Origin of the sequence: Streptomyces sp. NBC_00667, from assembly GCF_036226825.1 — a bacterium.
Taxonomy (GTDB): domain Bacteria; phylum Actinomycetota; class Actinomycetes; order Streptomycetales; family Streptomycetaceae; genus Streptomyces.
In genome coordinates this window covers 6860151-6881684 of record NZ_CP109022.1, presented here as the reverse complement: position 1 = coordinate 6881684, position 21534 = coordinate 6860151, and the positions used below count along the sequence as shown (strand labels likewise).

20 protein-coding genes and 3 pseudogenes are annotated in these 21534 nt (G+C 69.7%); 17 read left to right on the top strand and 6 right to left on the bottom strand.

Annotated features, from left to right (window positions below; genetic code table 11):
* Positions 1-208: 208 nt before the first annotated feature.
* A complete protein-coding gene (locus tag OHA81_RS31175) occupies positions 209-1327 on the bottom strand; it encodes a serine hydrolase domain-containing protein (RefSeq protein ID WP_329201504.1) in 1119 nt (372 codons plus the stop codon).
* 732 nt (positions 1328-2059) lie between these two features.
* On the opposite strand from OHA81_RS31175, the gene OHA81_RS31170 reads away from it, so the two are divergent.
* Positions 2060-2740: a pyridoxamine 5'-phosphate oxidase family protein gene (locus OHA81_RS31170; RefSeq protein ID WP_329201502.1), complete on the top strand. Its 681-nt coding sequence runs from the start codon at positions 2060-2062 to the stop codon at positions 2738-2740.
* 736 nt (positions 2741-3476) lie between these two features.
* Here OHA81_RS31170 and OHA81_RS31165 read toward each other — a convergent pair.
* Positions 3477-3692: pseudogene (locus tag OHA81_RS31165) on the bottom strand (hypothetical protein); the annotation flags it as partial.
* Positions 3693-3694: 2 nt separating this feature from the next.
* Between OHA81_RS31165 and OHA81_RS31160 the strand changes: the two are divergent.
* The 6 genes and pseudogenes from OHA81_RS31160 (at position 3695) to OHA81_RS31135 (ending at position 8552) form a co-directional block, all read left to right on the top strand.
* Positions 3695-3850, top strand: a complete 156-nt coding sequence (locus OHA81_RS31160; RefSeq protein WP_329202670.1) for a hypothetical protein — start codon at positions 3695-3697, stop codon at positions 3848-3850.
* A gap of 296 nt (positions 3851-4146) precedes the next feature.
* Positions 4147-5036, top strand: a pseudogene (locus OHA81_RS31155) (SDR family NAD(P)-dependent oxidoreductase).
* Positions 5037-5102: 66 nt separating this feature from the next.
* Positions 5103-5681, top strand: a complete 579-nt coding sequence (locus OHA81_RS31150) for a TetR/AcrR family transcriptional regulator (RefSeq protein ID WP_329201500.1) — start codon at positions 5103-5105, stop codon at positions 5679-5681.
* Positions 5682-6155: 474 nt separating this feature from the next.
* A complete protein-coding gene (locus OHA81_RS31145; protein ID WP_329201498.1) occupies positions 6156-6701 on the top strand; it encodes a GNAT family N-acetyltransferase in 546 nt (181 codons plus the stop codon).
* A 674-nt stretch (positions 6702-7375) separates the two neighbouring features.
* Positions 7376-7726, top strand: coding sequence for a transposase (locus OHA81_RS31140; RefSeq protein ID WP_329201497.1), 351 nt, complete (start codon positions 7376-7378; stop codon positions 7724-7726).
* 604 nt (positions 7727-8330) lie between these two features.
* On the top strand, positions 8331-8552 hold the full coding sequence (locus tag OHA81_RS31135) for a hypothetical protein (RefSeq protein ID WP_329201495.1): 222 nt from the start codon (positions 8331-8333) through the stop codon (positions 8550-8552).
* Positions 8553-9122: 570 nt separating this feature from the next.
* Here OHA81_RS31135 and OHA81_RS31130 read toward each other — a convergent pair.
* A complete protein-coding gene (locus OHA81_RS31130; protein ID WP_329201493.1) occupies positions 9123-10061 on the bottom strand; it encodes an NADP-dependent oxidoreductase in 939 nt (312 codons plus the stop codon).
* A gap of 53 nt (positions 10062-10114) precedes the next feature.
* Between OHA81_RS31130 and OHA81_RS34690 the strand changes: the two genes are divergently transcribed.
* Positions 10115-10630, top strand: a complete 516-nt coding sequence (locus OHA81_RS34690; RefSeq protein WP_443056726.1) for a hypothetical protein — start codon at positions 10115-10117, stop codon at positions 10628-10630.
* A 10-nt stretch (positions 10631-10640) separates the two neighbouring features.
* Here OHA81_RS34690 and OHA81_RS31120 read toward each other — a convergent pair whose 3' ends face one another.
* The gene (locus tag OHA81_RS31120; protein WP_329201490.1) at positions 10641-11201 is read right to left on the bottom strand and encodes a hypothetical protein; all 561 of its coding nucleotides are present in this window, start codon (positions 11199-11201) and stop codon (positions 10641-10643) included.
* Between the two features lie 101 nt (positions 11202-11302).
* Between OHA81_RS31120 and OHA81_RS31115 the strand changes: the two genes are divergently transcribed.
* Positions 11303-11830 (top strand): PadR family transcriptional regulator, encoded by a 528-nt coding sequence (locus OHA81_RS31115; RefSeq protein ID WP_329201488.1) that lies wholly within the window; start codon positions 11303-11305, stop codon positions 11828-11830.
* An 87-nt stretch (positions 11831-11917) separates the two neighbouring features.
* On the opposite strand, the gene OHA81_RS31110 is transcribed toward OHA81_RS31115, so the two are convergent.
* Positions 11918-12799, bottom strand: coding sequence for a hypothetical protein (locus OHA81_RS31110; protein WP_329201485.1), 882 nt, complete (start codon positions 12797-12799; stop codon positions 11918-11920).
* A 277-nt stretch (positions 12800-13076) separates the two neighbouring features.
* Here OHA81_RS31110 and OHA81_RS31105 point away from each other — a divergent pair, with 277 nt between their 5' ends.
* The 8 genes from OHA81_RS31105 to OHA81_RS31070 all read left to right on the top strand — a co-directional run bounded on the left by OHA81_RS31105 (position 13077) and on the right by OHA81_RS31070 (position 20610).
* Entirely contained in the window at positions 13077-15290 is a 2214-nt protein-coding gene (locus OHA81_RS31105) for a HAMP domain-containing protein (RefSeq protein ID WP_329201483.1), read from the top strand.
* A 6-nt stretch (positions 15291-15296) separates the two neighbouring features.
* Entirely contained in the window at positions 15297-16868 is a 1572-nt protein-coding gene (pgsB, locus tag OHA81_RS31100; RefSeq protein WP_329201481.1) for a poly-gamma-glutamate synthase PgsB, read from the top strand.
* A complete protein-coding gene (locus OHA81_RS31095) occupies positions 16865-17347 on the top strand; it encodes a poly-gamma-glutamate biosynthesis protein PgsC/CapC (protein ID WP_136213015.1) in 483 nt (160 codons plus the stop codon). Before pgsB ends, OHA81_RS31095 begins: the two co-directional genes overlap by 4 nt.
* A 55-nt stretch (positions 17348-17402) precedes the next feature.
* On the top strand, positions 17403-18482 hold the full coding sequence (locus OHA81_RS31090; RefSeq protein ID WP_329201479.1) for a C40 family peptidase: 1080 nt from the start codon (positions 17403-17405) through the stop codon (positions 18480-18482).
* Positions 18483-18617: 135 nt separating this feature from the next.
* The gene (locus OHA81_RS31085; RefSeq protein WP_329201477.1) at positions 18618-18968 is read left to right on the top strand and encodes a hypothetical protein; all 351 of its coding nucleotides are present in this window, start codon (positions 18618-18620) and stop codon (positions 18966-18968) included.
* A gap of 112 nt (positions 18969-19080) precedes the next feature.
* On the top strand, positions 19081-19269 hold the full coding sequence (locus tag OHA81_RS31080; RefSeq protein ID WP_329201475.1) for a hypothetical protein: 189 nt from the start codon (positions 19081-19083) through the stop codon (positions 19267-19269).
* A gap of 209 nt (positions 19270-19478) precedes the next feature.
* On the top strand, positions 19479-20063 hold the full coding sequence (locus OHA81_RS31075) for a hypothetical protein (protein ID WP_329201473.1): 585 nt from the start codon (positions 19479-19481) through the stop codon (positions 20061-20063).
* 10 nt (positions 20064-20073) lie between these two features.
* Complete coding sequence (locus tag OHA81_RS31070) at positions 20074-20610, top strand: GNAT family N-acetyltransferase (RefSeq protein WP_329202632.1); 537 nt, start codon at positions 20074-20076, stop codon at positions 20608-20610.
* Here OHA81_RS31070 and OHA81_RS31065 read toward each other — a convergent pair.
* Positions 20594-21502, bottom strand: a pseudogene (locus OHA81_RS31065) (IS5 family transposase). The gene OHA81_RS31070 and the pseudogene OHA81_RS31065 overlap by 17 nt on opposite strands.
* Between the last annotated feature and the right edge of the window lie 32 nt (positions 21503-21534).

Genomic DNA, 21534 nt, shown 5'->3' with positions numbered 1-21534 from the left:
CCGGCCTGGCCGGCGACGGGGGGCGCCCGGCCGGTCCGCGTCACCGTTTGCGGCGAGGCCGCGCCGGAGGCCGCCCGCCCGGCTTTGACGTCGAGGCATACAAGAGGCGCGACACATCGGCGACCCCGTCCACTGACACCCACCACCCACACGAGCACGCCGCCGGAGCCAAGCCCCGGCGGCGTACGCACATCCACCCCTCAACAACTCACCGGCACAACACCTGATCCACCAACCCCTCCAACTGCTGCGTCACCGCGTAATCCGCCGGATCCGTCGTCACCGCGATACTCACCGCACGACCCTCCGACGTCACCCCACCCCGCGTCTCGAACCCCGTGATGTCACCGCCGTGCCCCCAATACACCCCACCGCACGACAACGGCCGCCTCATCAGCCCCAACCCGTACCCCGCCCCCGAATCACCGATCGGCACGGTCGTCAACATTGCCTCCTGCTGCGCCGCCCGCAGCAGCCGCCCCTCCAGCAAGGCGGTGAAGAACCGGTTCATGTCCGAGTTCGTCGACACCATCTGACCCGCAGCCCATGCCGCCGACGGATCGATCTCCGTCACATCCCGCAGCCGGCCACCGGCCCCCTCCTGGTGATAAGCGCGCGGATGCGCCTCACGGATGGTGCGGTCACGCGGCGCCGGAAAATACGTGTGCCGCAACCCGAGCCGCTGCACCACCCGCCGGCCGATCTCCTCCGCCAACGGCCGCCGCGCCACCTTCTCGACGATCAGCCCGGCCAGCACGTAATTCGTATTGCTGTAGTGGAACGTCTTCCCGTCCCGGGACGTGGCCCCATGCTTGAACGCGATCTCCAGCAACTCCCGCGGCTCCATGTACCGCCCCTGCGTGATCGCCTCCTCCACCTCCGCCTCGTAGTCCGGAATCCCACTCGTGTGCTGGAGCAGCTGCCGCACCGTGACGGTCCGCCCGTCGAACCCGTCCCCCCGCACCACACCCGGCAGATACTCCTCCACCGTGTCATCCAGCCCCAGCCGCCCCTCACCCACCAACTGCAACACCACCACAGCGGTGAACACCTTCGTATTGCTCCCGATCCGCACCTGCCCATCCCGAGGCACCGCCGCCCCCGAAGCCAGATCACCGACCCCAGCGGTATACGTCCGCGTACGCCCCTCCCCATCCGACACGGACGCCAACGCCCCCGGCACCCCACCCTCCCGCACCAGCCCGTCCAGCCCCCGCTGCACCCCGTCGGGCCGACCAGCAGCAATCGCCACCGGCTGCCCGACCACCCCCAACGCCACCACCCCGACCGCCACCGCGGCCACCATCCGCCTCGCCACCACACCCATGGGCCAACCCCCAGCAATCGCAGGAACACCGTGCTCCACGCACCATCCCCCGCCCACGCCCACCCACGGCATCCCGCTACCCACCCACCCCAGGTGGGGCAAACCCCCCTAACTGGCCTGAGCGCCCTGTTGCTCGCCCACCCCATCGCGGCCCACGCCCTTGTCGCGCACACCCGCAGCCAGGACACGGCCCCGCGTAACCTCCCGCGGTGGCCGCCAGGCAAAGGTGGCCACCGCAGCTGCAAGGATGGCGCCGTCCCGAGTGTGTGCCGCGCCGGATCAACCGGCAGTGGCCTGTTCGTTGCCAGGGCCGACCCGTAAGGCGCATGGCGCCCGCTCAGGCGTCCACGCCGAACGGCTTCGTTTGGGCCGGTCTAGCGTTGGCGGCAGGCCGTCGATCAACGGCCCTTGCTCCAGCACACTGGCGCGCGTGCAGCCGCTTGGCAAGTAATCCGTTGCGCCATGGGACTTTGACAACGAATTTAGTGGCATGTCTGGTCATCTAGTTACCATTTCGCTAGTCTCTGGTCCGACCCTTCTCCAACGACTTGCTCAGGTACGGCTGTTGCCCGGCGTATGTCCCGCACCTGTTCCGTGCCCTCCTGCGCGGAGACCGGACCGCTCCGGGCCTGCCGGACGGGCCGCCGACCCCTGCGAAACGCCGCACGCGGCACTCCTGGCACTCGCGGCACAGCGATGAGCGGCCCTGACAGTCTCGACGGAAAGACCGATATGACCGAGCAGACGCCGAGCTCTGACCTGCAAGAGACGGAACGCACCCGCCATCGCCGCTTGCGAGAGCAGGGCAGTGTGAGCCGGGCCGATCTCGACGCCATCCTGAAGGCCGGCTTCCTGTGCCACCTCGGTGTGGTCGTCGACGGCACCCCCATGGTGGTTCCGACCGTGTACGGCGCTGACGAGAACACTCTGTACTTCCACGGCTCGGTCGCCAGCCGAAGCCTGATCGCATCGCCGCGGGCCACGATCTGCCTGACGGTGACCCACGTCGACGGCCTGGTCCTGTCCCGGTCGGTATTCGAACACGGAGTCAACTACCGCAGCGCCATGGTGTATGGAGTGCCCCGGACGGTCACCGATCCCGAGGAGAAACTCGAGGGCCTGCGGCTGCTCACCGAGCACACCGCGCCTGGTCAGTGGGACTATGCGCGCCGACCCAACCGCAAGGAGCTCGCCGCGACCGCGTTGCTCGCGCTGTCCCTGGACGAGGCATCGGTGAAGGTGCGTACCGGTCCGCCGGAGGACGGCGACGGGCCTGACGCCGAACTGGGAATCTGGGCAGGCGTCATCCCCCTGCACACCGTGTGGGGCGCCTTGGACCCCGACCCCTTGCTTGACGAGGGCATCACGGCACCGGCGCACCTCGTCGCGCGGGCCCACCAGCACCTCGGGTAACCCTCGCGTGAGCCTCCCGGTGGGTCCCTCGACCCGCTTGGCCCTCATGGGCCGCAATCGCATGGGCGCATCCTGCCGTCAGTGCGGCTCCAGGGCGCAAGGGAAGTGGCGGCCGGGACACGCTCCCGCGGCCGGAGACGCCGTGCCGCAACCCTCCGCCTCGCGCTCAGCGCCACTTTGACTGCTCGGCCCGACTCCCGTGGGCTGCCGAGCCGGTCCATAAGCGGCGCGTCGGGCGTGTCACCCCGCACGCCGTCCACCGCGTGCGGATCACCCGCCGCGATCTCCCACGCCAGACGCTCGGCCTGGAGCGCTACGCGGGCGATGGTTTTCAACGGGGCGCAGGTGGGCGGCCGGATCGTCGTAAGGGGGCAGGGACCGCTCCTCCACGAACAGGATGACGACCGGCCGCAAAATCCTCGGCCGTCGCGGAGGCCTTGCCGGTATGGCGTTCGGTCACCGCCGCGGCGGCGCCGGCCGGCCGGAAGATCCGTGAGCTGGAGGGACGGGTGATCGGCGGAGCCGCCAAAGACAGCAGAGCGCACCGCTGTGCCGGGACCACGGCTGAGCAGAGTCATCCCCACCGGCGCGGCGGCAAATCGCCGCACGGTGTCGAGGACGTCGTCGGTGAGCATGCGCTGCTCGTCGGTGAGGACGCTGACCAGCCCGATCCGGTGGCCCCAGCGCCGTCATTCGTCGTCGACTTCTGCCGAGCTCTGGGCATCATGCATCGAAGATCCCAGCCCGAGATGGGCAGCTCGGCTGTGATCCCGGACCTGCTGTCGCACTCATCGAGGCGGCCAGTGTCGTGGCCCTGCTGTTATTGGTCGAGCGACGCGGCTGCGATCGGCGTCAGCTCCGGCCCTTGGAGTTCGACCTGCCGGGCCACCCAGCCTTCGGCGTCAACCTCGAAGTAGAACCAGATGTCTTCCTCGTCCCAGTAGCAGCGCATCCATGTGGTCACTGGTCCAGCTGATCGCCCCCGCCCCGCTCGAGGAACTTCTGTTCCAGGGACCGCTGCTGGTGCTGTGGCTCCCAGCCGGTGCCCGGCCCGGTCAGGGCGGCGGGCTGGTCGAGCAGCGGGAGGGCCTGGCCGTAGGAGAGCCGTGACAGGTCCGTATCCGGACAGACATCCCGGGCAGTGAGCACCTTGCCGGGGGCCGGGCCTCGCCCGTGCCAGCCCCGCACTGTCGACGGTCGCGTAAATCCCCCGGGCAAACGTCATGCAATTCCCCAGGAGTCCGGGGGCAGTGGCCGATGGGCGCCGGGCCGTCCGGCGTGCTCGGAGCGGCACGACTCATTTCGCACGTCCCGACGTCCGACACCTCTAAGCGGATAGTTCATCCGATTGTGTGCTACCGTCCCGGCAAGCGGATGAACTATCCGAATATCTGGGTGGAGGGCACATGACGAAGACAGCTGTGGTCACAGGAGGGACGGCCGGCATCGGACTGGAGACGGCCATGGGACTGGCCGACGCCGGGTTCTCGGTCACCGTGGTGGGACGCAATGCCGACCGCGGTGCCCGGGCGGTCGACCGGATCAACGCAACGAACCCGGCGCATCCCGGACGTTTCCTGGCCGCCGACCTCGGCTCGCTCGGCCAGGTGCGCGCGCTCGCCGACCGGATCGCCGCTGAGCACACCGCCTCCGGCGACCCGCTGACCGTGCTGGTCAACAACGTCGGGGCGATGTTCCGGCAGCGACAGACCCTGGACGGCATCGAAGCGTCGTTCGTCGTCAACCACCTCTCGCCGTACCTGCTGACGGAACTGCTGCTGCCCACGCTGACAAGCGGGGCGCCGAGCAGGATCGTGAACGTGACCTCGGGCGCGGTCGGGCTCGCGAAGAGAACCTTCGACGCCGTCGAGCCGCCCGGCGGCTACTACGGCTTCCACTGGTACGGCCGCGCCAAGCTCGCCAACCTCGCCTATACGCTCGACCTGGCGAACCGGCTGAAGGGCACGGCCGCCTCCGTCTTCGCCGCCGACCCGGGAGGCGCCGCGACCGACATGACCAACGGCACCATGTCCGACCCGAGGATCGTCGCACCGGCCCTGCGACTGCTGTGGCCGTGGTGCACCGCAAGTTCGAACGCTCCACCTCGGGTCCGGCGTCCGTGGCCGCCCGGCCCTCGATCGTCGCCGCCACTGACGAAGCCCTCGCGGGCCGGACCGGCATCGTCATCGGGACCCAGGCACACCCGGTGACGCCACTGCGCGCAGCGACCGACCCCCGCATCGCCCAGGACGTGCGCCGGCTCAGTGAACGGTACGCACCACTCACCCTCACCTGACCCGCCAGGCGGTGCGGAGCTGTCGGCGGCGTCATCCGGATGGAGAATCCGGTTAGCATGTCCCCCATGACGATGCCCCTGCGCAAGGATGCGGCCCGCAACTGGGACCGGATCGTCGCGGTCGCCCGCGCGCTGGTCGACCAGGGCACACCCCTGCAGCTGAACGACGTCGCCAGCCGCGCCGGACTCGGAGTCGGCACCGTCTACCGGCACTTCGCCACCCCCGAAGCGCTACTGGAGACCGTCGCCACTCCCTGCCTGGAAGCCCTGGCCGGCCACGGCCAGCAGGCTCTGACCGGCACCGACCCCTGGCGCGCGCTCGAAGGCTTCCTGTTCCGCACCGTCGAAGCGCAGGTCACCGACGCGTCCCTCGCCCCGGTCACCGCGGCAGCCACCGACACCCTGCCGCGCACCACGGAACTCAAAGAGACGCTTCGAGCGGTCGGCACCGCACTCCTCGGCCGGGCTCGCGATGCCGGAGCGGTCCGACGGGACCTAGCCGCCGCCGACCTCCTCCCGCTCATGTGCGGCATCGCCCACGCCGTCAACGTCCACGGCGGCACACCCGCCGAACGGATCGACACCGCACATCGCTATCTGGCCACACTCCTCGAAGGACTGCACACCACGCCACAGCACCCGTGAGAACACCGCCCGCGTACCAACCGGGGCGATCCATACCTACCGCCACGACCTGTATGGCACACCGGTCTGCGATCACTGCCCCAGGGAATCGTGACCACGAGGGTGGGCAATTCCGTGACGCGGTAACGGTCGAAGATGGGGAATTCCGTGACCGCCGACACGCCCCATCAAACCTGCGCAGCGCAGGAGGGCATCGCCGCGCGCCACCTGCCGCGTGCGGGTCCCCAGCGCTAGTTCGGAAAACGACCAGGCCAAAACTGATCACACCTGGCCGAATGAGACGCATATGCGCTTCTCCTTGCAAAGGCTCTCAATCAGGCACCGCACCATCCGCGGCCCCTTCACCGCCGCACGAGCGACGGCCGGGCGCACACCGGTGCCCGGCCAGCGGCCCCGGCCGTGCCGAAGCGCGATAGTTGGCGCAGCGGCAGGATTGTTGTCATCCGGACTGCTGACAGGATCTACGGTGATGGGATGAGCGACGATCCCGTGAGATTACGTCCCGTGGTCGAGGACGACCTTTCGGTGCTCGAGCGGTTCCTGACAGATCCGGAGGCGACTGGGCCGTTCCAATGGCTGGGCTGGTCAGATCCGGGGCGCTGGCGACGCCGCTGGGCGCAGGATGGGCTGCTGGGCGATGACGACGGCCAGCTGATGGTGGTGACCGGCAACGACCGGCTCGGTTTCGTGGCATGGCGGAAGGTCGTGACCTCGCGCAGCTCGTACTGCTGGAATATCGGGGCCCAGTTGCTGCCGGACGGCCGCGGACGTGGTGTCGGCACGCAGGCGCAGCGGTTGCTGGTGCGTTATCTGTTCGCGCACACTCCTGTGGTCAGACTCGAGGCGGACACCGAGACGGAGAACATCGCCGAGCAGCGCGCACTGGAGAAATCCGGCTTCGCCCGTGAGGGCGTGCTGCGCAGCGTCGTGTTCCGGGACGGGCAGTGGCGGGACGTCGTGCGTTATAGCGTGCTCCGCGACGAGATCGCCTCGGATAAACCCCGCGGGCAACTGGCCTGAGGCGGCCGCGGGAGTCGATGCCCCCACGGTGACGGCCAGGCCCACAAGTGCGGTGATGGCCAAGTCTCCGACACGAGTTAGCAGCATCGATGTCCCACCGCGGTGTCTTCGCAGGTTGGAATACAACAGTTGTTGTCACGTCCATCGGGTCGTGATGCCGTCGAGAAGCGCCGCCCCGGCGGGTTCGCGGGCCCTGGTCTGACCTCTCAGCATCCCGGCAATGTCTGCCCTGTCCATCTTCGACTGTTTCACTGTCCGCTCAGTCCGACACAGGAGCCCTTGGACGCTCCCGGTCCCGCCCGGCAGTCACGGCCAGGCCTGCGGCCGGGACAGCGCATCGGCTCCTACTGCGGATACAACAAGTCCCCCACCTACAGCGACATCGGCGACCAAGGCCTCCGTGTCCAGGAGATCCGGCTTCGACATCGGTTCCTCCGGAATCGACGGGGATTTCGGCCTCCAGCCGCCGACCCCCATGCCAGCCCTGGAAGGGACGGAACACGTAGGCGTCAGGATCCCGGGCCCCCACCCTGGAAGCTCGGGGTGTCCAGGGCAATGTGTCCCAGCCGCTGCAACGAGCCGCAGCAGAACCGGAACCGCACCACCTGTCCACCGGCAGTCGCGTTGATCCAGCCAGGAACGTGCCCAGGAGACAGAAAAACCGTTAAAGCGGCATGAACGACGAATCTGACGACCTCAACGACCAGGAATGGGACGCCATCCGCAGCCTCCTGCCCCGCCGCATGCCTGGCAGCGCCGACTACCGGGCCATCGTCAACGGCATCCTGTGGCAGCAGACCGGAGGCCGCCGCTGGCACGACCTGCCCACCCGCTACGGACCCTGGCACCGCTGCGCCGAACGCCTGCGCCTGTGGACCACCGACGGCACCTGGCAGCAAGTCCTCACCCTCCTGGCCACCCACCGTCAGCTCGGTGACAGCCGCCCTCTCCCCCGTGACACCGGACACCCCCAGAACGCGGAAAACCGTAGCGCCGACGACTGGAACACCCCCTGGCTTCCCTGAACCCGTACGGCACCGGACCAGGCCGGCAACCCGGGCCCACGAACAGCGAACGGGACTCCGCTCACCTCGAAGAGGTGGCGCACGTCGCGCAGGACCCCATCCGCGTCCCAGCCGCTCCGGTTCATCAGCCGGTAAATCCGGTCCGGACACATCGGCACACAGGCACTTCCCTCGGATGGGCAGGCCGACTGGCCGGCGAATAATGGCGGACCGGCTTGGCTTCCAGGAACCCCTCGGGGGCATTGCAGCACCCGGTCGTCTTGATCAAGTTGGAAACGGGGGCACTGGCGCGCGAGTGTCGGCGCGAAGCCGGCCCGCCGCGTCGTAGCGGCCCAGCACGAGCAGTCCGGGACGGGTCAGGGTGCCGGTGACGGCGCCGGTGATCGCCTCGGTGGTGTCCCGTCTCCGGATCTGGGTCCTTCTCTGCATCAAGTCACACTGCCCAGGCCCCTGAGCAAGCGAGGTGACCAGCCGTTGCCCCTGACGAGGGGAATATGCGCCTATGCACCTGCGGAGGCTCCGCGGTCCCTAGAGTCTGTGATCTTGCCTCTTTTGACCAGAGGCAGGTTCGACCACCCGATGACGAGCGATTGGAAAGCCTTCCGTGGAGCACGAACTTCGAGCGGAATACGTCGACGGCACCGCGCCCCGAGATGCGGATGCCGAGGTCAAGACTTGGCACTTCGTGCGCGAGGACGACATGACAGGCATGTGCGGTCGGGAGCTGTTGCCGGAAGCGGCGACACGATCCGCTGACGACTTCGGAGCCGGCGGGGTGCCGGTCTGTCACAGCTGCGGAGCCCTGTTCCTGCGGGAAGCGTCTTGACCGACGGACAAACACGCAGCGGATGAAATCTGCCTGCCGCATCGCGGAAGCCCCGGCAGTTGCCGGGGCTCCCCAACGCCGAAGCGCGAAGACACCTACCGCTGCGACTCAGTGACGATCACCCGCGGTGTCGCAACGCCAACTGCCCATCTGCTGAACGCCCAGCGCAGCACCTCCCGATCAGGGCGGTCTCGGCCTGTCCGTTCAGTGGCCAGCTGCGCGAACTGCACGAGCAGCGCGAGGAGGCGTTGCGCGCGCCCTGGCCGGGACGGCCGGACCCGAGCACGCACCGGGGCGGACCGGGCACCCCGCATCGCCCCGCGCGCCGCAGCGGCACTGAGTTCGGCGGCGAACCGGCTGATGTTCCGGCGGATCCAGGACCCGACCCTGGCCGGGCGGCCGGACGACGAGATCGAGGCCCTGCCGAAGCCGTAGGCCGATCACGTGTACGGCCTGCTCACAGCGGCAGTCGGCGGCTTCCCGGGCGGCGTCCGCGCCCGGTAGCCCCGTACGACCGAAGCCGGACGCGCGCCCCCGACCGCCGGCCGCCGGCCGCCGGCCGCACGAACCCTACGGAACCAGCACGATCTTGCCCCGGACCCGCCCGGTCTCACTGAGCTCGTGCGCCTTCGCCGCCTCGGTGAGCGGGAGGGTCTCGGAGATGGTGGGCCGGATGCCGTGGCCGTCGATCAGCGCGGCGAAGTCGGTCAGTACGGCAGGGGTCGGCTCGAGGAAGAACTCCACGAATCGCACGTCCAGTTCGGCGGCGCGGGCGGTGACCTCGGTGCGGTCGACGCCGACCCCGACCACGTCCACCAGGATGCCGCCCGGCTTGAGCGTGCCGAGGGAGCGCGGCCCGTAGTCGTGGCTGATGGTGTCCAGTACGGCGTCGATGTCGCGGAGCGCGCCGAAGTCCGCCACCGTGTAGTCGATCAGCTCGTCGACGCCGAGGTCCCGCAGGTACGCGTGCTTGGCGGCGCTCGCCGTGCCGATGACGTACGCACCCCGGGCCTTGGCGATCTGGACGGCGAGGTGGCCGACGCCGCCGGCCGCACCGTGGATCAGCACCCGGTGGCCGGGCCCCACGTCCGCGAGGGTGATCAGGGCCTGGTAGGCGGTGAAGCCCGAGATGGGCAGGGCCGCGGCGCCGACGTGGTCGAGGGTGCGGGGCTTGGGGGCGATCCGGTCCTGGGGTACGACGACGTGGTCGGCGTGGCTGCCGTGCGGCGGCACGGTCCAGCCGTACACCTCCTCGCCCTCCGCGAAGCGGTCCACGCCCTCGCCGAGCCGTTCCACGGTGCCGCTGAACTCGTGGCCGAGGACGTAGGGCGGCGGCCCGAAGAAGTCCACCTTGCCGACCCGGACCTTCCAGTCGGCCGGGTTCATGCCGGTGGCCCGCACCCGGACCAACACCTCGCCCGGGCCGGGCACAGGGAGGGGTGTCTCGGCGAGTTCCAGCACGTCGGAGCCGCCGATGCCCCGCTGGGTGATCACACGCGTCGTCGTCATGAAGATCATCTTTGCATCGGGATGTTTAGTTGAACAGTAAATTTGACGACGGGATGCGGAAGCCCGAGTTCCGCCCCGGCCCCACCACCGCGGTGGACGGCACACCCGCCGGCAGGGTGCCGCCCTGTCCGAGCACCGCCCTGTCCGAGCACCAGCGCGACCTCGTCGGCTACGGCGCTCAGCCGCCGCCACTCCGCCCGGCACAGCGGCGCCTGGGTCACCGTGAGCCTCGTCGTCAACATGAGGAGGGCGGCGAACTGAACGTCCCGGAGGGCCACTCGGCCTCCGAGGGCTACCTCCACGAGATCGTCGGCGCCCCGCCGGTACCGCCCACGGCGAGGGCGCGTCACGAGGTGGTCGGTCAGGGCGGGAAGTCGACGTGCATCCGCAACCGCCATGTGGGTCTGCTGCACCTGGAGCACACCGACCTGTGGCTGGGACCCGCCGCGGGCCCGCGCCTGGTGACCTGCGTCCCGCTGGACGCGGAGACTCGCGAACGCCTCGAACGCCCCGAGTCCCTTTCGCTCGCCCGGTCTGACCGGTCCTCACCGCCCGCGGACGCCGAATGAGGGAGCGGACTCAGCGCCCCGCGAGCCCGGCCTTCGCCTGGACGTGGGCGACGTAGCGGGCGGTGAAGATCATCGGGATGGCGAACCCGGCGACCTGGATGACGGTGGCGGCGGTCGAGTGGGCGTTCCCGGCGTGGGCCACGAAGGCCAGGACCGAGGCGGTCAGCGCGAAGGCGGCGGTCCATACGGCGGTGATGACGACGTTCGTGCGGACGAAGGGCCGCAGGCCCCACACCTCGCGCGGAGTGGTGCGCTTGGCGATGCCCAGGGTGAAGGGCTTGCGGATGGCCAGCGAGACGCCGGCGATGACCGCGAGGGTGGCGGAGGAAAGTGCGGCCGAGTAGTCGTGGACACCGGAGCGGGGATCGGCGAAGGCGATCGCGGCCAGCACGGCGAAGAAGACGGCCGAGCCCAGTTCCATGATCAGCGCGTCGAATCCGGCGCCGGCCCGCACCTGCTGGGCGATGACCGTCACCGCGACCGCCAGGGCGGCCAGTGCCGCCCACTGCCAGCTCCCCGACGGCAGGACGGCGAAGACGATCCACGGCAGGAAGGTGCGCAGGTAGGTCATGATTCCCCGTTTTCGTGATGACGCTTGGTCCGTTCTGCTCTGACATGTCAAAAGTAGAAGGTCGGATGTGACCTGTCAACTGTGGAAGGTAGACTGGGTCCATGAGCCTCAAGCACGCCCTTCTGGGCCTTTTGTCGGAGCGTCCCGCCAGCGGCTACGACCTGCTGAAGCGGTTCGAGACCTCCTTGGCCGACGTCTGGCCGGCCACGCAGAGCCAGATCTACACGGAGCTGACCAAGCTGGCGGGCGTCGGCTGGATCGCGGTGGCGGCCGAGGGGCCCCGCGGTCGCAAGGAGTACACCCTCACCGACGAGGGGCTCGCCGAACTGCGGCACTGGCTGACCGGGACCAAGCCCCAGCGCAACACCCGCAGCGATGTCCTGCTGAGGGTGTTCTTCCTCGGGGTGCTGGAGCCGGCCGAGGCGCAGGCGTACCTGGCGGACCTGATCGAGATGTCGGAACAGGGCGGCGAGGAACTGCGCCGGCTGGCCGACAGCATCGAATGGGGCGATGACGACCTTTCGCTCTACGGCCGGATCGCCCTGGAGTACGGCCTGCGCTTCAACGCCATGCGCCGCGACTGGGCGCGGTGGGCGGCCGACCGGATCGAGGCGACCGCGAAACGCTGAGAGCGGCGGCGCCGCCCGGGCGGGGCGGCGAGACGCCGAAGGGGGCGGCGCCGCCGGCGCCGTACGGGCGTACCCCGGTCGCCGTCGTCAGCCCGCGGCCCAGCTGTTCGTGAGGGTCGCGATCGCTGCCGCCGTCCGGTCGAGTCCCTCGTCGTCCCCGCGGACCGTCCTGTTCAGCTCCAGGTGCAGGAACCGTACGTTCTCCCCGGCAGCGACCTGGCCCTGTTCGTTCTCCGTCCCCGAGAGCCGGCACCGGCCGGAGTACGCCGTACATACCTGGCGGCCGTCGCCCCGCAGGGCCGCGGTCAACCGGGCGGCGTCCGCCACGGCCTTGTCGCCGGCGCCCGTGGAGACCACCGCGTCGCGGCCGGGGAAGGACTCGTTGGCGAAGCCGTGCAACTGGATGCCCGGGAGTTCGCGGCGCATCAGCTCGTCGATCACACCGTGGAAGACGGAGTCCGTGCGGTGGGCCATGTCGGCCGACCCGTCCTTGGCCGCGTTGCGGTGGGCCCCGGCGATCACCATCACCCCGCCGGGCGCCCCGCGCAGCACGCGGGCGCCGAGGAGCTCGGTGCGGGCGTCGGCGATGGGGTGGGGGACCTGTACCGACCAGCGCGGTGGGTGGTCGAGGTCCACGTACACCCGGCCCCAGCCGCGGCTGCCGCGGCCCGATTCCCCCGCCCCGTCCGCGACCTCCGCGTACCGTCGGCCACTGACGCCGTCCGTCAGGGTGTGCAGGGTGAAGCCGACGGTCTCGAGCCGTGCCCGCGCGGCCTGCGGGTCACCGTCGAGCAGGAGGGCGACGCCCCGAGTGAGCGTCGATCGTTCCTCGCTCGTGGGGACGCGGTAACCCCCGCGCTCGCCGAAGCCCGCGGTGAAGAGGGCGATCCGCCGCACGAGGTCGTTGTCGGGGGAGGGCTGTGGCGCCGACGCGGCCTGCCGAGGGGGCGGCGTCGCGTCCGGCCGCACCAGGAAAAGCGTCAAACCGGTACATAGCAGAGCAAACGCTGCGCACAGTGCCGCAATTGTTACTCGCCTGGTCGACTGTGCGCTCATAGTCATATAAAAATAGCGGAGTGGCGTACTCCGTTTACCCGGCGGCACGACAACCCGAGCTTCTCCGGACCGCCCCGTAACCAGACCATGCAATCCCTCGGCCACACCGGCTCCAGGACAGAACGAAGAGGAGCCTCTGTTGGCCGCGTCGCGATCGAGGCGGCGGCGCCGGACCCGCCGTAGGGCGGACATGTCCCTGCTGGGTGGCATCCGCCCGCCCATCGCAGCCCTGTCCGCCTTGTTGCTGACCCTCGCCGCCCTCACCGCGTTCCAACTCGGCCACGTGGGCAAGGGCACAGTACCGCCTGCCGTCCTCACTTCCCAGCAGCATTTCGCCGAGGACGGCGCCATCGCCCTGCGCGCCTCGCTCGACGAGAGCGTCACCGACATCGGCCGGACCGCTTCGCTGTTCAGCGCGGGCGAGCCCGTCTCACCGGACTCGGTGCTCGACAAGCTCGGCAACGTCTACCAGAAGTGGCGCGGCACGGCCGTGATCGAGATCAAGTCGGGACGGCTCGAAGCGCAGCGCGGCGAGAACCTGCCCCTGACCGCCCTCGACCTGACGACCCTCAACGCCCCGAACGGCCTCGCCCCCCGCATGGTGCGGCTCGAAAACGGCGAGACCCGCCTCCTGACCCTGGCCCTGCTCTCCTGGCAGGGTCGCCCGCAACAGCTCCTGGTCGCCTCCAACAGCCTGCGGGTGCCGGGCGTCAGCCTGGGCAAGGGCCGCGCCATCGCCGTCCTCGACGCCTCCGGACAAGTCCTGGACAGCAGCGGCGTCGCCGACGCGGGACGCGAGCGCAAGCAGCTCGACGCGTTCGCGAAGACGACGGCGCAGAAGGCGAAGCAGCACCCGCTCCAGTCCAAGGAGCCGGGCTCCGGCGGCTTCCCCGGCGTCAGCGGCAGTCTGCTGGGAGACGCCGCGTCAGGTCACCGCTCCGTGGCCGGCTACGCCAAGCTCGCCGGACCGGCGCCCGGCGAGGGCACCGATGCCACCGCCCTCGGGCTCACCGTCGTCTCGTTCGTCGGCGTCACCGAACAGGGCTCCGCCGTCGGCGACTCCTTCTTCTGGCTCGCCGCCGCCGGCGCCCTGCTGGTCCTCGGCGCGATCGCCGTGGCCCTGCTCGTCGTCACCGTGCAGCGCCCGCTGCTCCAACTGTTCCTCGAAAGCCGCCGGATCGGCCGCGGTGACCTGAACCGGCCGGTCACCCTCCCCAAGTACGGCGAGGCGGCCCGTATCGGCGCCGCCCTCGACCGACTGCGCCGCCAGGCGCTCGGCGAGCCGGGCGCCTCCGCCGACGGCCCTCGCCCGGGCCGCCGCGGCCGGATCGGAACGCGCGCCCTGATCGCGGTGTGCGCCCTCCTCCTGCTGGCATGGTCCGCGCCGCTCCTGCTGACGCTCAACCGCGCGGGAACCTCCGTCAAGGTGCCCCAGACGATCGTCGACGACCAGCGCGAGCGCACCGACACCCTCGCCGACCGGGTGCGCCGCGCCCTCAACGAAGGCCACGCCGACCTTACCTCCGTGGCCTCCGTCCTCGGCGCCAAGACCACCCCCGCCGAGGTGACGGACCTACTGGAACGCACCCGCACCCAACACGCGCGCTATGCGTCGCTCTACGTGCTGAGGTCCGACGGCACCGTCATGGCCCGGGCCGGCGCCGCGCCCCACCACCTCGGCGGCAAGGGACCCTCCCGCGAACCGGTGACCGTGATCGACAGCGGCCACGAGCCGGTGATCACCGAGTACGCCGAGGCGCCCGCCCTGGGCGGCGCGGCGGTGGTCGGCGAGCTGCGCATCGACTTCATCAACGCACTGCTCAAGCGTCCGGGCCTGGGCGAGGTCCGCGTGGTCGACGGCAAGCACCGCGTGGTCGGCGGGAACAGCGGTTACCTCGCCTTCGCGCGACTGCCGAACGACCGGCTCGACGCGCTGGTGACGAGCGCGAACCAGAAGACGGGCAAGGGTCCCGGCGCCCGCGCCGGCGTCATCCGCGACGGAGGGACCTCCATCGCCGCCGCCGCACCGCTGACGGGCGGGGGCGTGGCCCAGCCGCTCGGATGGACGGTCGTCAGCCTGCAACAGGCCAAGGGCCTGGAGATCGCCCCCTACACCGCGCAGAACCGCACCGTGCTGGCCGGACTGCTCGGCCTCACCGGCGCGGCGGCCTGCCTCGGCTGGCTGCACATCATCGTGGTGCGACCGCTGCGCTCCCTCGCCGAGCGGGCGGAGGCCCTCGCCGACGGCGACCGCCGCACCGTCCTCTACCCCACACACCACGACGAGGTCGGAGCCGTCACCCGCAGCCTCGAAGTCATCCGTCAGCAGCTGCAGGAGCAGCGCAAGCGGGACGCCGGCGGCGGCGCCGGCCGGACCGGCGCCGCCCCGGCCGGAAGGAACTGATCCGCCGTGCTCTTCCTCTACTGCGTGCTGCTCGTCAGCTGCCTGGTCATGCTGGTCGCGGGCATCATCGAGCAGCGGCGGCACTACGCCAACCTCGACCGGATACCCCACCGGGTCCTCGTCAACGGCATCCGCGGCAAGAGTTCCATCACCCGGCTCTGCGCCGGGGCGCTGCGCGGCGGCGGGCTGCGCACGGTCGCCAAGACCACCGGCACCGCGGCCCGCTTCATCCACCCGGACGCCACCGAGGAGCCCGTCTACCGCAAGTTCGGCATCGCCAACGTCGTCGAACAGATCGGCATCGTCCGGCGCGCCGCCGCCTACCGGCCGGACGCGCTGGTCATGGAATGCATGGCGGTCATGCCGGCACTCCAGGAGATCAACCAGTCCAAGCTGATCCAGTCGACCATCGGCGTGCTGTGCAACGTCCGCGAGGACCACGTCGCCGAGATGGGCCCCACGCTCGACGACATCGGGCGCTCCCTGTCGCGGTCGATGCCGCACGGCGGGATCTGCGTCACCGCGGAGAAGGAGCGCTTCCACGTCCTCCAGGAGGAGGCGGACGCGCGTGACTGCAAGCTCGTCTACGCCGACCCCGACACCGTCAGCGACGAGGAGTTGCGCGGGTTCAGCTGGTTCACCTTCAAGGAGAACGTCGCCATCGCGCTGACCGTCGCCGAACTGCTCGGCGTCGACCGGGAGACCGCCCTCCAGGGGATGTACGACGCCCCGCCGGACCCGGGCGTGCTGTCCGTGGAACGGTACGTCGCGCCCGGCGGCAAGCGGGTGCGCTTCGCCAACGTCTTCGCCGCGAACGACCCCGAGTCCACGCTGATGAACATCAACCAGCTCCTCGACCTCGGGGCCGTCGACCGCCCGTTGAACGTGGTGATCAACTGCCGGCCGGACCGGGTCGAGCGCAACGGTCAGATGGGGCAGATCGTGCCCGACCTGATGCCCGAGAAGGTCTTCGTGATCGGGCACCCCGCCAAGAGCGCCATCGACGCGATCCCCGCCGAGTGGCGTTCGCGCGCCGTCGACCTCGGGGGCGACCAGCGCGACGGCGAGGAGTTCATGCACGAGCTGCTCGGCCACCTGGGCGAGCAGTCCTCGCTGGTCGCCATCGGCAACATCCACGGTCAGGGGGAGATCCTCCTGGAGCACCTCGCGGAACTCCCCGGCTTCGAGGACGAGCCCGCCCCCGAGCCGGTCCGACAGGCCCGAGCGCAACAGCCCCAGTACGCCCCGCACCTGGACCCGTACGCGGACCTCACCGCCGCTCAGGAGGCGCGGTACGCGCAACCGCCCGTGCCGAGGCAGTACGTCCGGCAGCAGCCCGACGGGGGCGCGGCGCAGTACCCGCAGCCGGCCCACCACCAGCCGCAGTACCCGCAGGCCGAGTACCACCAGACGCCGTACCCCGGGCCCGCCCGGCAGCAGCCGCCGCTCGAACAGCCGTGGCCCGGTCACCCGCAGCCGCACGACCCGCAGCCGTACCCACCACATTCACACGACCCGCAGTCGCAAGACCCGCAGTGGTACGACCCGCAGCAGCACTATCCAGGAGAGCCCCGTTGATCCCCGCAGTCCTCACCCCCGAGATCGCCGCGATCGGCATCGCACTGGGCCTGCTCTTCTCCCTGCTGTGCTACCTGACCACGAACCTCTCCCCCGGCGGCATGATCACCCCGGGATGGCTCGCCCTCACCCTCATCGAGGACCTGCAGCGGGCGGCCCTCGTCGTGGGCATCACCGTACTGACGTACGTGCTGACTCTCGTCACGCAGAAGTTCGTGATCCTCTACGGCAAGCGGCTGTTCGCCGCCGTCGTCCTCATCGGCGTGCTCCTGCAGGCCACGGTGGTCATCGTGCTGCAGATGAAGTTCCCCCTGCTGTACGCCAACCAGACCCTCGGTTTCATCGTCCCGGGACTCATCGCCTACCAGCTGGTCCGCCAGCCCAAGGGCGCCACGCTCCTCGCGACCGGGTCCGCGACCCTCATGACGTACGTGGTCCTGACGTCGGGCATCCTGCTGGGCTTCCTGCCGCACGCCTGACCGACGCCGCGCCCGACCACCCGCAACGCCGTCCGCCGTACCGCCCGGAGCAACGATGACCGTCAAACCCGCCCGTCGCGCCCGTCCCGTCCTGCACGCCTTCGTGGTGACGAGCCTGCTGGCCGCCAGCGCCTACCTCACCTACGAGTTGCGCAAGGAGGAGCAGGCCCAGGCGCCCGCCGCCGTGCGCGTGACCGACCAGGCGGCGAAGGGCGGCGCCAAGGGCGGACAGGACGGCACCCAGAAGTGGGAGCGGCTGCAGAACCCGCAGCGCTCGGTGCTGCGCAGCGGCGACGGTGCGGTCCTCGCGACGTTCACGGACGGAGCCCGGACCGCGACGCTGACCGGCAAGAGCCGCACCTTCACCGAGCCGGCCACCACACAGACCCGGGTCGTCACCGACACCTGGGTCCGCCTCCTGCCCGAACCCTGGCGGGCCGGCGCGGAACGCGAACAGTGGTTCCAGGACTGGTTCAAGAAGTACTACGGCAGCGAGGAGGACGACATCTTCGCGATCGCCTTCCAGTACGGCGACAAAGCCCCGGTGAAGAAGGACGCGGCGGGCGTCCAGTACGCGGGCGACGCGGCGTTCGGGCCGATCAACCCGAGCGGCTCCGAGGGAAACGACCTGCGCCTGGAGCAGTCCGACTTCTACGACTACCTCGGCATCCCGTACACCTTCCGCGACGGCACGACGGAGCAGCCCGAGAAGGCCAAGTTCCGGGACATGGACTGTTCCGGCTTCATGCGCACCGTCTTCGGCTACCGCAGCCGCTTCCCGCTGATGGCCACCGACTCGGGCGGCACCGGGCTGCCCCGTAGCGCCAACGGCATGGCCCGCTCGAAGATCGGCGTGGACGTGCTTCCGCTCAAGGGCGTCGCCGCGAAGGACCGGCCCGCCTCCATCGACGTCCTCCAGCCGGGCGACCTGGTGTTCTTCAAACTCGACGCGCGCACCGGCGAGCGGCTGGACCACACCGGCATGTACCTGGGCAACGACACCGACGGCCACAAGATCTTCATATCGAGCCGCGAGGAGGCCAACGGCCCCACCATCGGCGACAAGGGCGGCGCGTCGCGCCTCGACGGCAACGGCTACTACGCCGCCACCCTGCGCAGCGCCAAGCGCCTCTGACCCGGGCAACCGGGGAGGGGTCGGCCGACGGTCCTCCCCCGCGGGGGTGATGGTCGTGCGGAGGAACGCCGGGTGCGGCGGAGCTGGTGCTTCGCGGGCTCCTCGGCGCCGACGGGCGTGCCGGCGCTGGTTAACGTGACGACGCTGGTGGGCGGGGTGGTCCTGCTCCTCGGCGGCTGCGCCGCCTACTTCGTGCTGGTCGCAGGCACCGGGGTGCTGCTGCTGTCCCTGAGAATGCTGCTGGCCGTGGCCGCCGCCTGTCAGGCTGGCGGTGCCGGCCTGCGAACGGAACCGTTCAATCACCTGCGCCTCCCCCAGCACCGCCAATGGCAGCTTTCCCGGCGGCGCCGGCCGGCCCACCGACGCCCCGGACTCCCTGCGCGTCTGATCCCAGCCTTCCGGCACCGGCTGCCCCTGAAACAGGGTCCATTCCGAAGCTCTTCACGGCTGTCAGCGGCATCCTTCCGGCCAGATCTACCGGAGTGAACTTGACCCCTAGCGCTACGCCTCACCCGAACAGGGCAGCGAGATCAGGCGCCCCTCCGTCCTCCGTGCCAGGCTCGACGAGTCCCTCCCCCCACACGAGCGGAGCACCCTCATGGGCATCAAAGACGAGATGCAGGCGAAGGCTCAGCAGGCCAAGAAGAAGCTGCAAGGCGAGCAGGACGAAGCGAAGCAGAAGGGCCAGTCGGAGCAGGAGCGCCTGAGGCAGCGCACCGACCAGGCCCGGCAGCAGGGCCAGCGGAGTTTTGACGACGTTCAGGACGAAATGGACGACCGCACCTGACACCTCAACCGACAGGTCCGGGCCCACGCCCCCAGAGGCCGTGGGCCCGGACCTGTACAGGCGAGACGGGCGCCCAGTGCGGCCTGCGGCGGGGAATGCGGACGTGGCGGAGCTGTGCCGCGCGGCGCGGGGCGTGACAGTCGCGCCGTCACCGCGCTCTACCCCTGTCCTGCCGGTCACCGAACGTTGACCGATGTCAGGAGCTCTGAGTGGTCACGGTCGCGGCAGAACCGGCCCGGCTGCCAACCCGGAGCGGATCAGCAGCTGATCGGCACTTCCTGACCGAAGGCGTTGTCGGAGCCACTCGGCGGCTGGTATCACCCTTCGGCCGCGCCTTCGCCGCCTCGCACTCACCTGCCTCGCTCCCACCCATCGGGCAGACCATCAGCCTCAGCCCGAACGCCTTCGGCGCCACGCCGGCCGTGAACCTCCCACCACCGCTGCCCACACTGGACTTCATCGGCTCCATGCGCGTGAAGGTTCTGACCGGCGGTGCGGACTTCGTACGACCGCAGACACCCCATCTCACGAGGGAGGCGGCCCACCCGTGGTTCGGGAAGGTCACCCTGCGCCAGCCGCACATTGATGTCGGACCTTTCAGCATCCTCAGGATCGGCCCCGGTGGGATCATCGCGAGCTGGAACCAATCGATGGAGGCCACCTTCGAAGGGTCAGGGGACACCAAGAGCCCGTTCGCCTACGAGACCCTGGACCCGGCGAAGTGGGTCGCGCACCTCTCCCTATTGAAAGTGCCTGGTGAGGATGACGGAGAGCCCATTTGTGATCAAGAATGATTGGATGGTCATGCTTGAGACTCCCCGTTTGATCCTGCGTCGCTGGCGCGAGGAAGACGTTGCGCCCATGGCTGCCGTCAATGCCGACCCCGAGGTCATGCGGTGGATACGTGACGGCGGCGTCCTTGACGAACAGCAGACTCGCGGCCGGGTCCAGGCGTGGGAGAGCGAGTGGGAGTCGCAGGGCTTCGGCCTGTTCGCCGTGGAGATCCGGTCCACTGGCGAGCTGGCCGGGTTCACCGGCCTTTCGGTGCCCCATTACTTGCCGGAGGTACTGCCGGCGGTTGAGGTCGGCTGGCGGCTGGGACGTTCCCACTGGGGGCAGGGCTTGGCCACCGAGGCCGCTGCGGCCGCTGTACGGTTCGGGTTCGAAGAGCGAGAGCTGGAGCGGATCGTCAGCATCGCTCAAGTGGGCAACGACGCCTCCGAACGGATCATGACCAAACTGGGGATGCATCCGGTCCGTGAGACCGTTAATCCCGCCGGTGGTCGGCGAGTACGGGTGTTCGAGTTGTCGTGGGACCAGTACGTCACAACCACTCGTTGATGGCCGCTACGAGGACGGTCGCCTCGTAGCGGACCGCGAGTTTGTCGAAGCGGGTGGCCACAGCTCGGTGCCTTTTGAGTCGGTTGATTCCACACTCGACCGCATGCCGAGCCTCGTAGTCCTCGTAGTCCTCGTAGTCCTCGTAGTCCTCGTAGTCGAATCTGGGCGGCCGGCCACCGAGAGCGCCCAGCTTCTTGCGGTTACGTGCCTGGTCGGCCTTGTCTGGGATGGTGCAACGGAAGCCGCGTCGGCGCAGGTAGGCGCGGTTCCTGCGGGAGGCGTACGCCTTGTCAGCCCTCACGCGATTGGGGAGGACAGGTGGCCGGCCGGGTCCGATGCGGGGCACGCGGACCTTCTCCAGCACACGTTCGACTGCGGCGAGTCACCGCGCTGCCCAGCCGTGATCACGATCGACATGGGCCTCCGGCCTGTTCGACGGCCACGTGCAACTAAGTTGTGCACCCGCCGCGGGAGCGTCCCAGCCCATGATCTCCGGGCTCGGTGAAGACACCTCCCGGTGGTTCCTCTACAGGTCACCCCACTTGCGGGCAGCGGCCGCATGCTGGTGAGCGCGGCACACCGTGGAGTCGACGCTCAGGTCCCAAGTGATCGCACCCTTCGCGTCGGCCAGGGACCGGAGCCGGGTAAGGACCCGGTGCCAGCTGCCATCCCGCTGCCATCGGCGGAAGAGGTCGTAGATCCGGCCCCACGGCCCGTACTCGACTGGCACGTCCCGCCACGGCACGCCGGTACGGACCCGAAACCTTATGCCGCCGATCAGCTGCCGCCGGGGCCAGACGGGCGGCCGCCCCGCCTTCATCCCCTTCGGCGACAACGGCGCCAACGGCGCCAACAGCGCCAACTGTTCATCCGTGAGATCTCCCCGACGCATGAACCGTGATCATCCACAACCCAAGATCCACT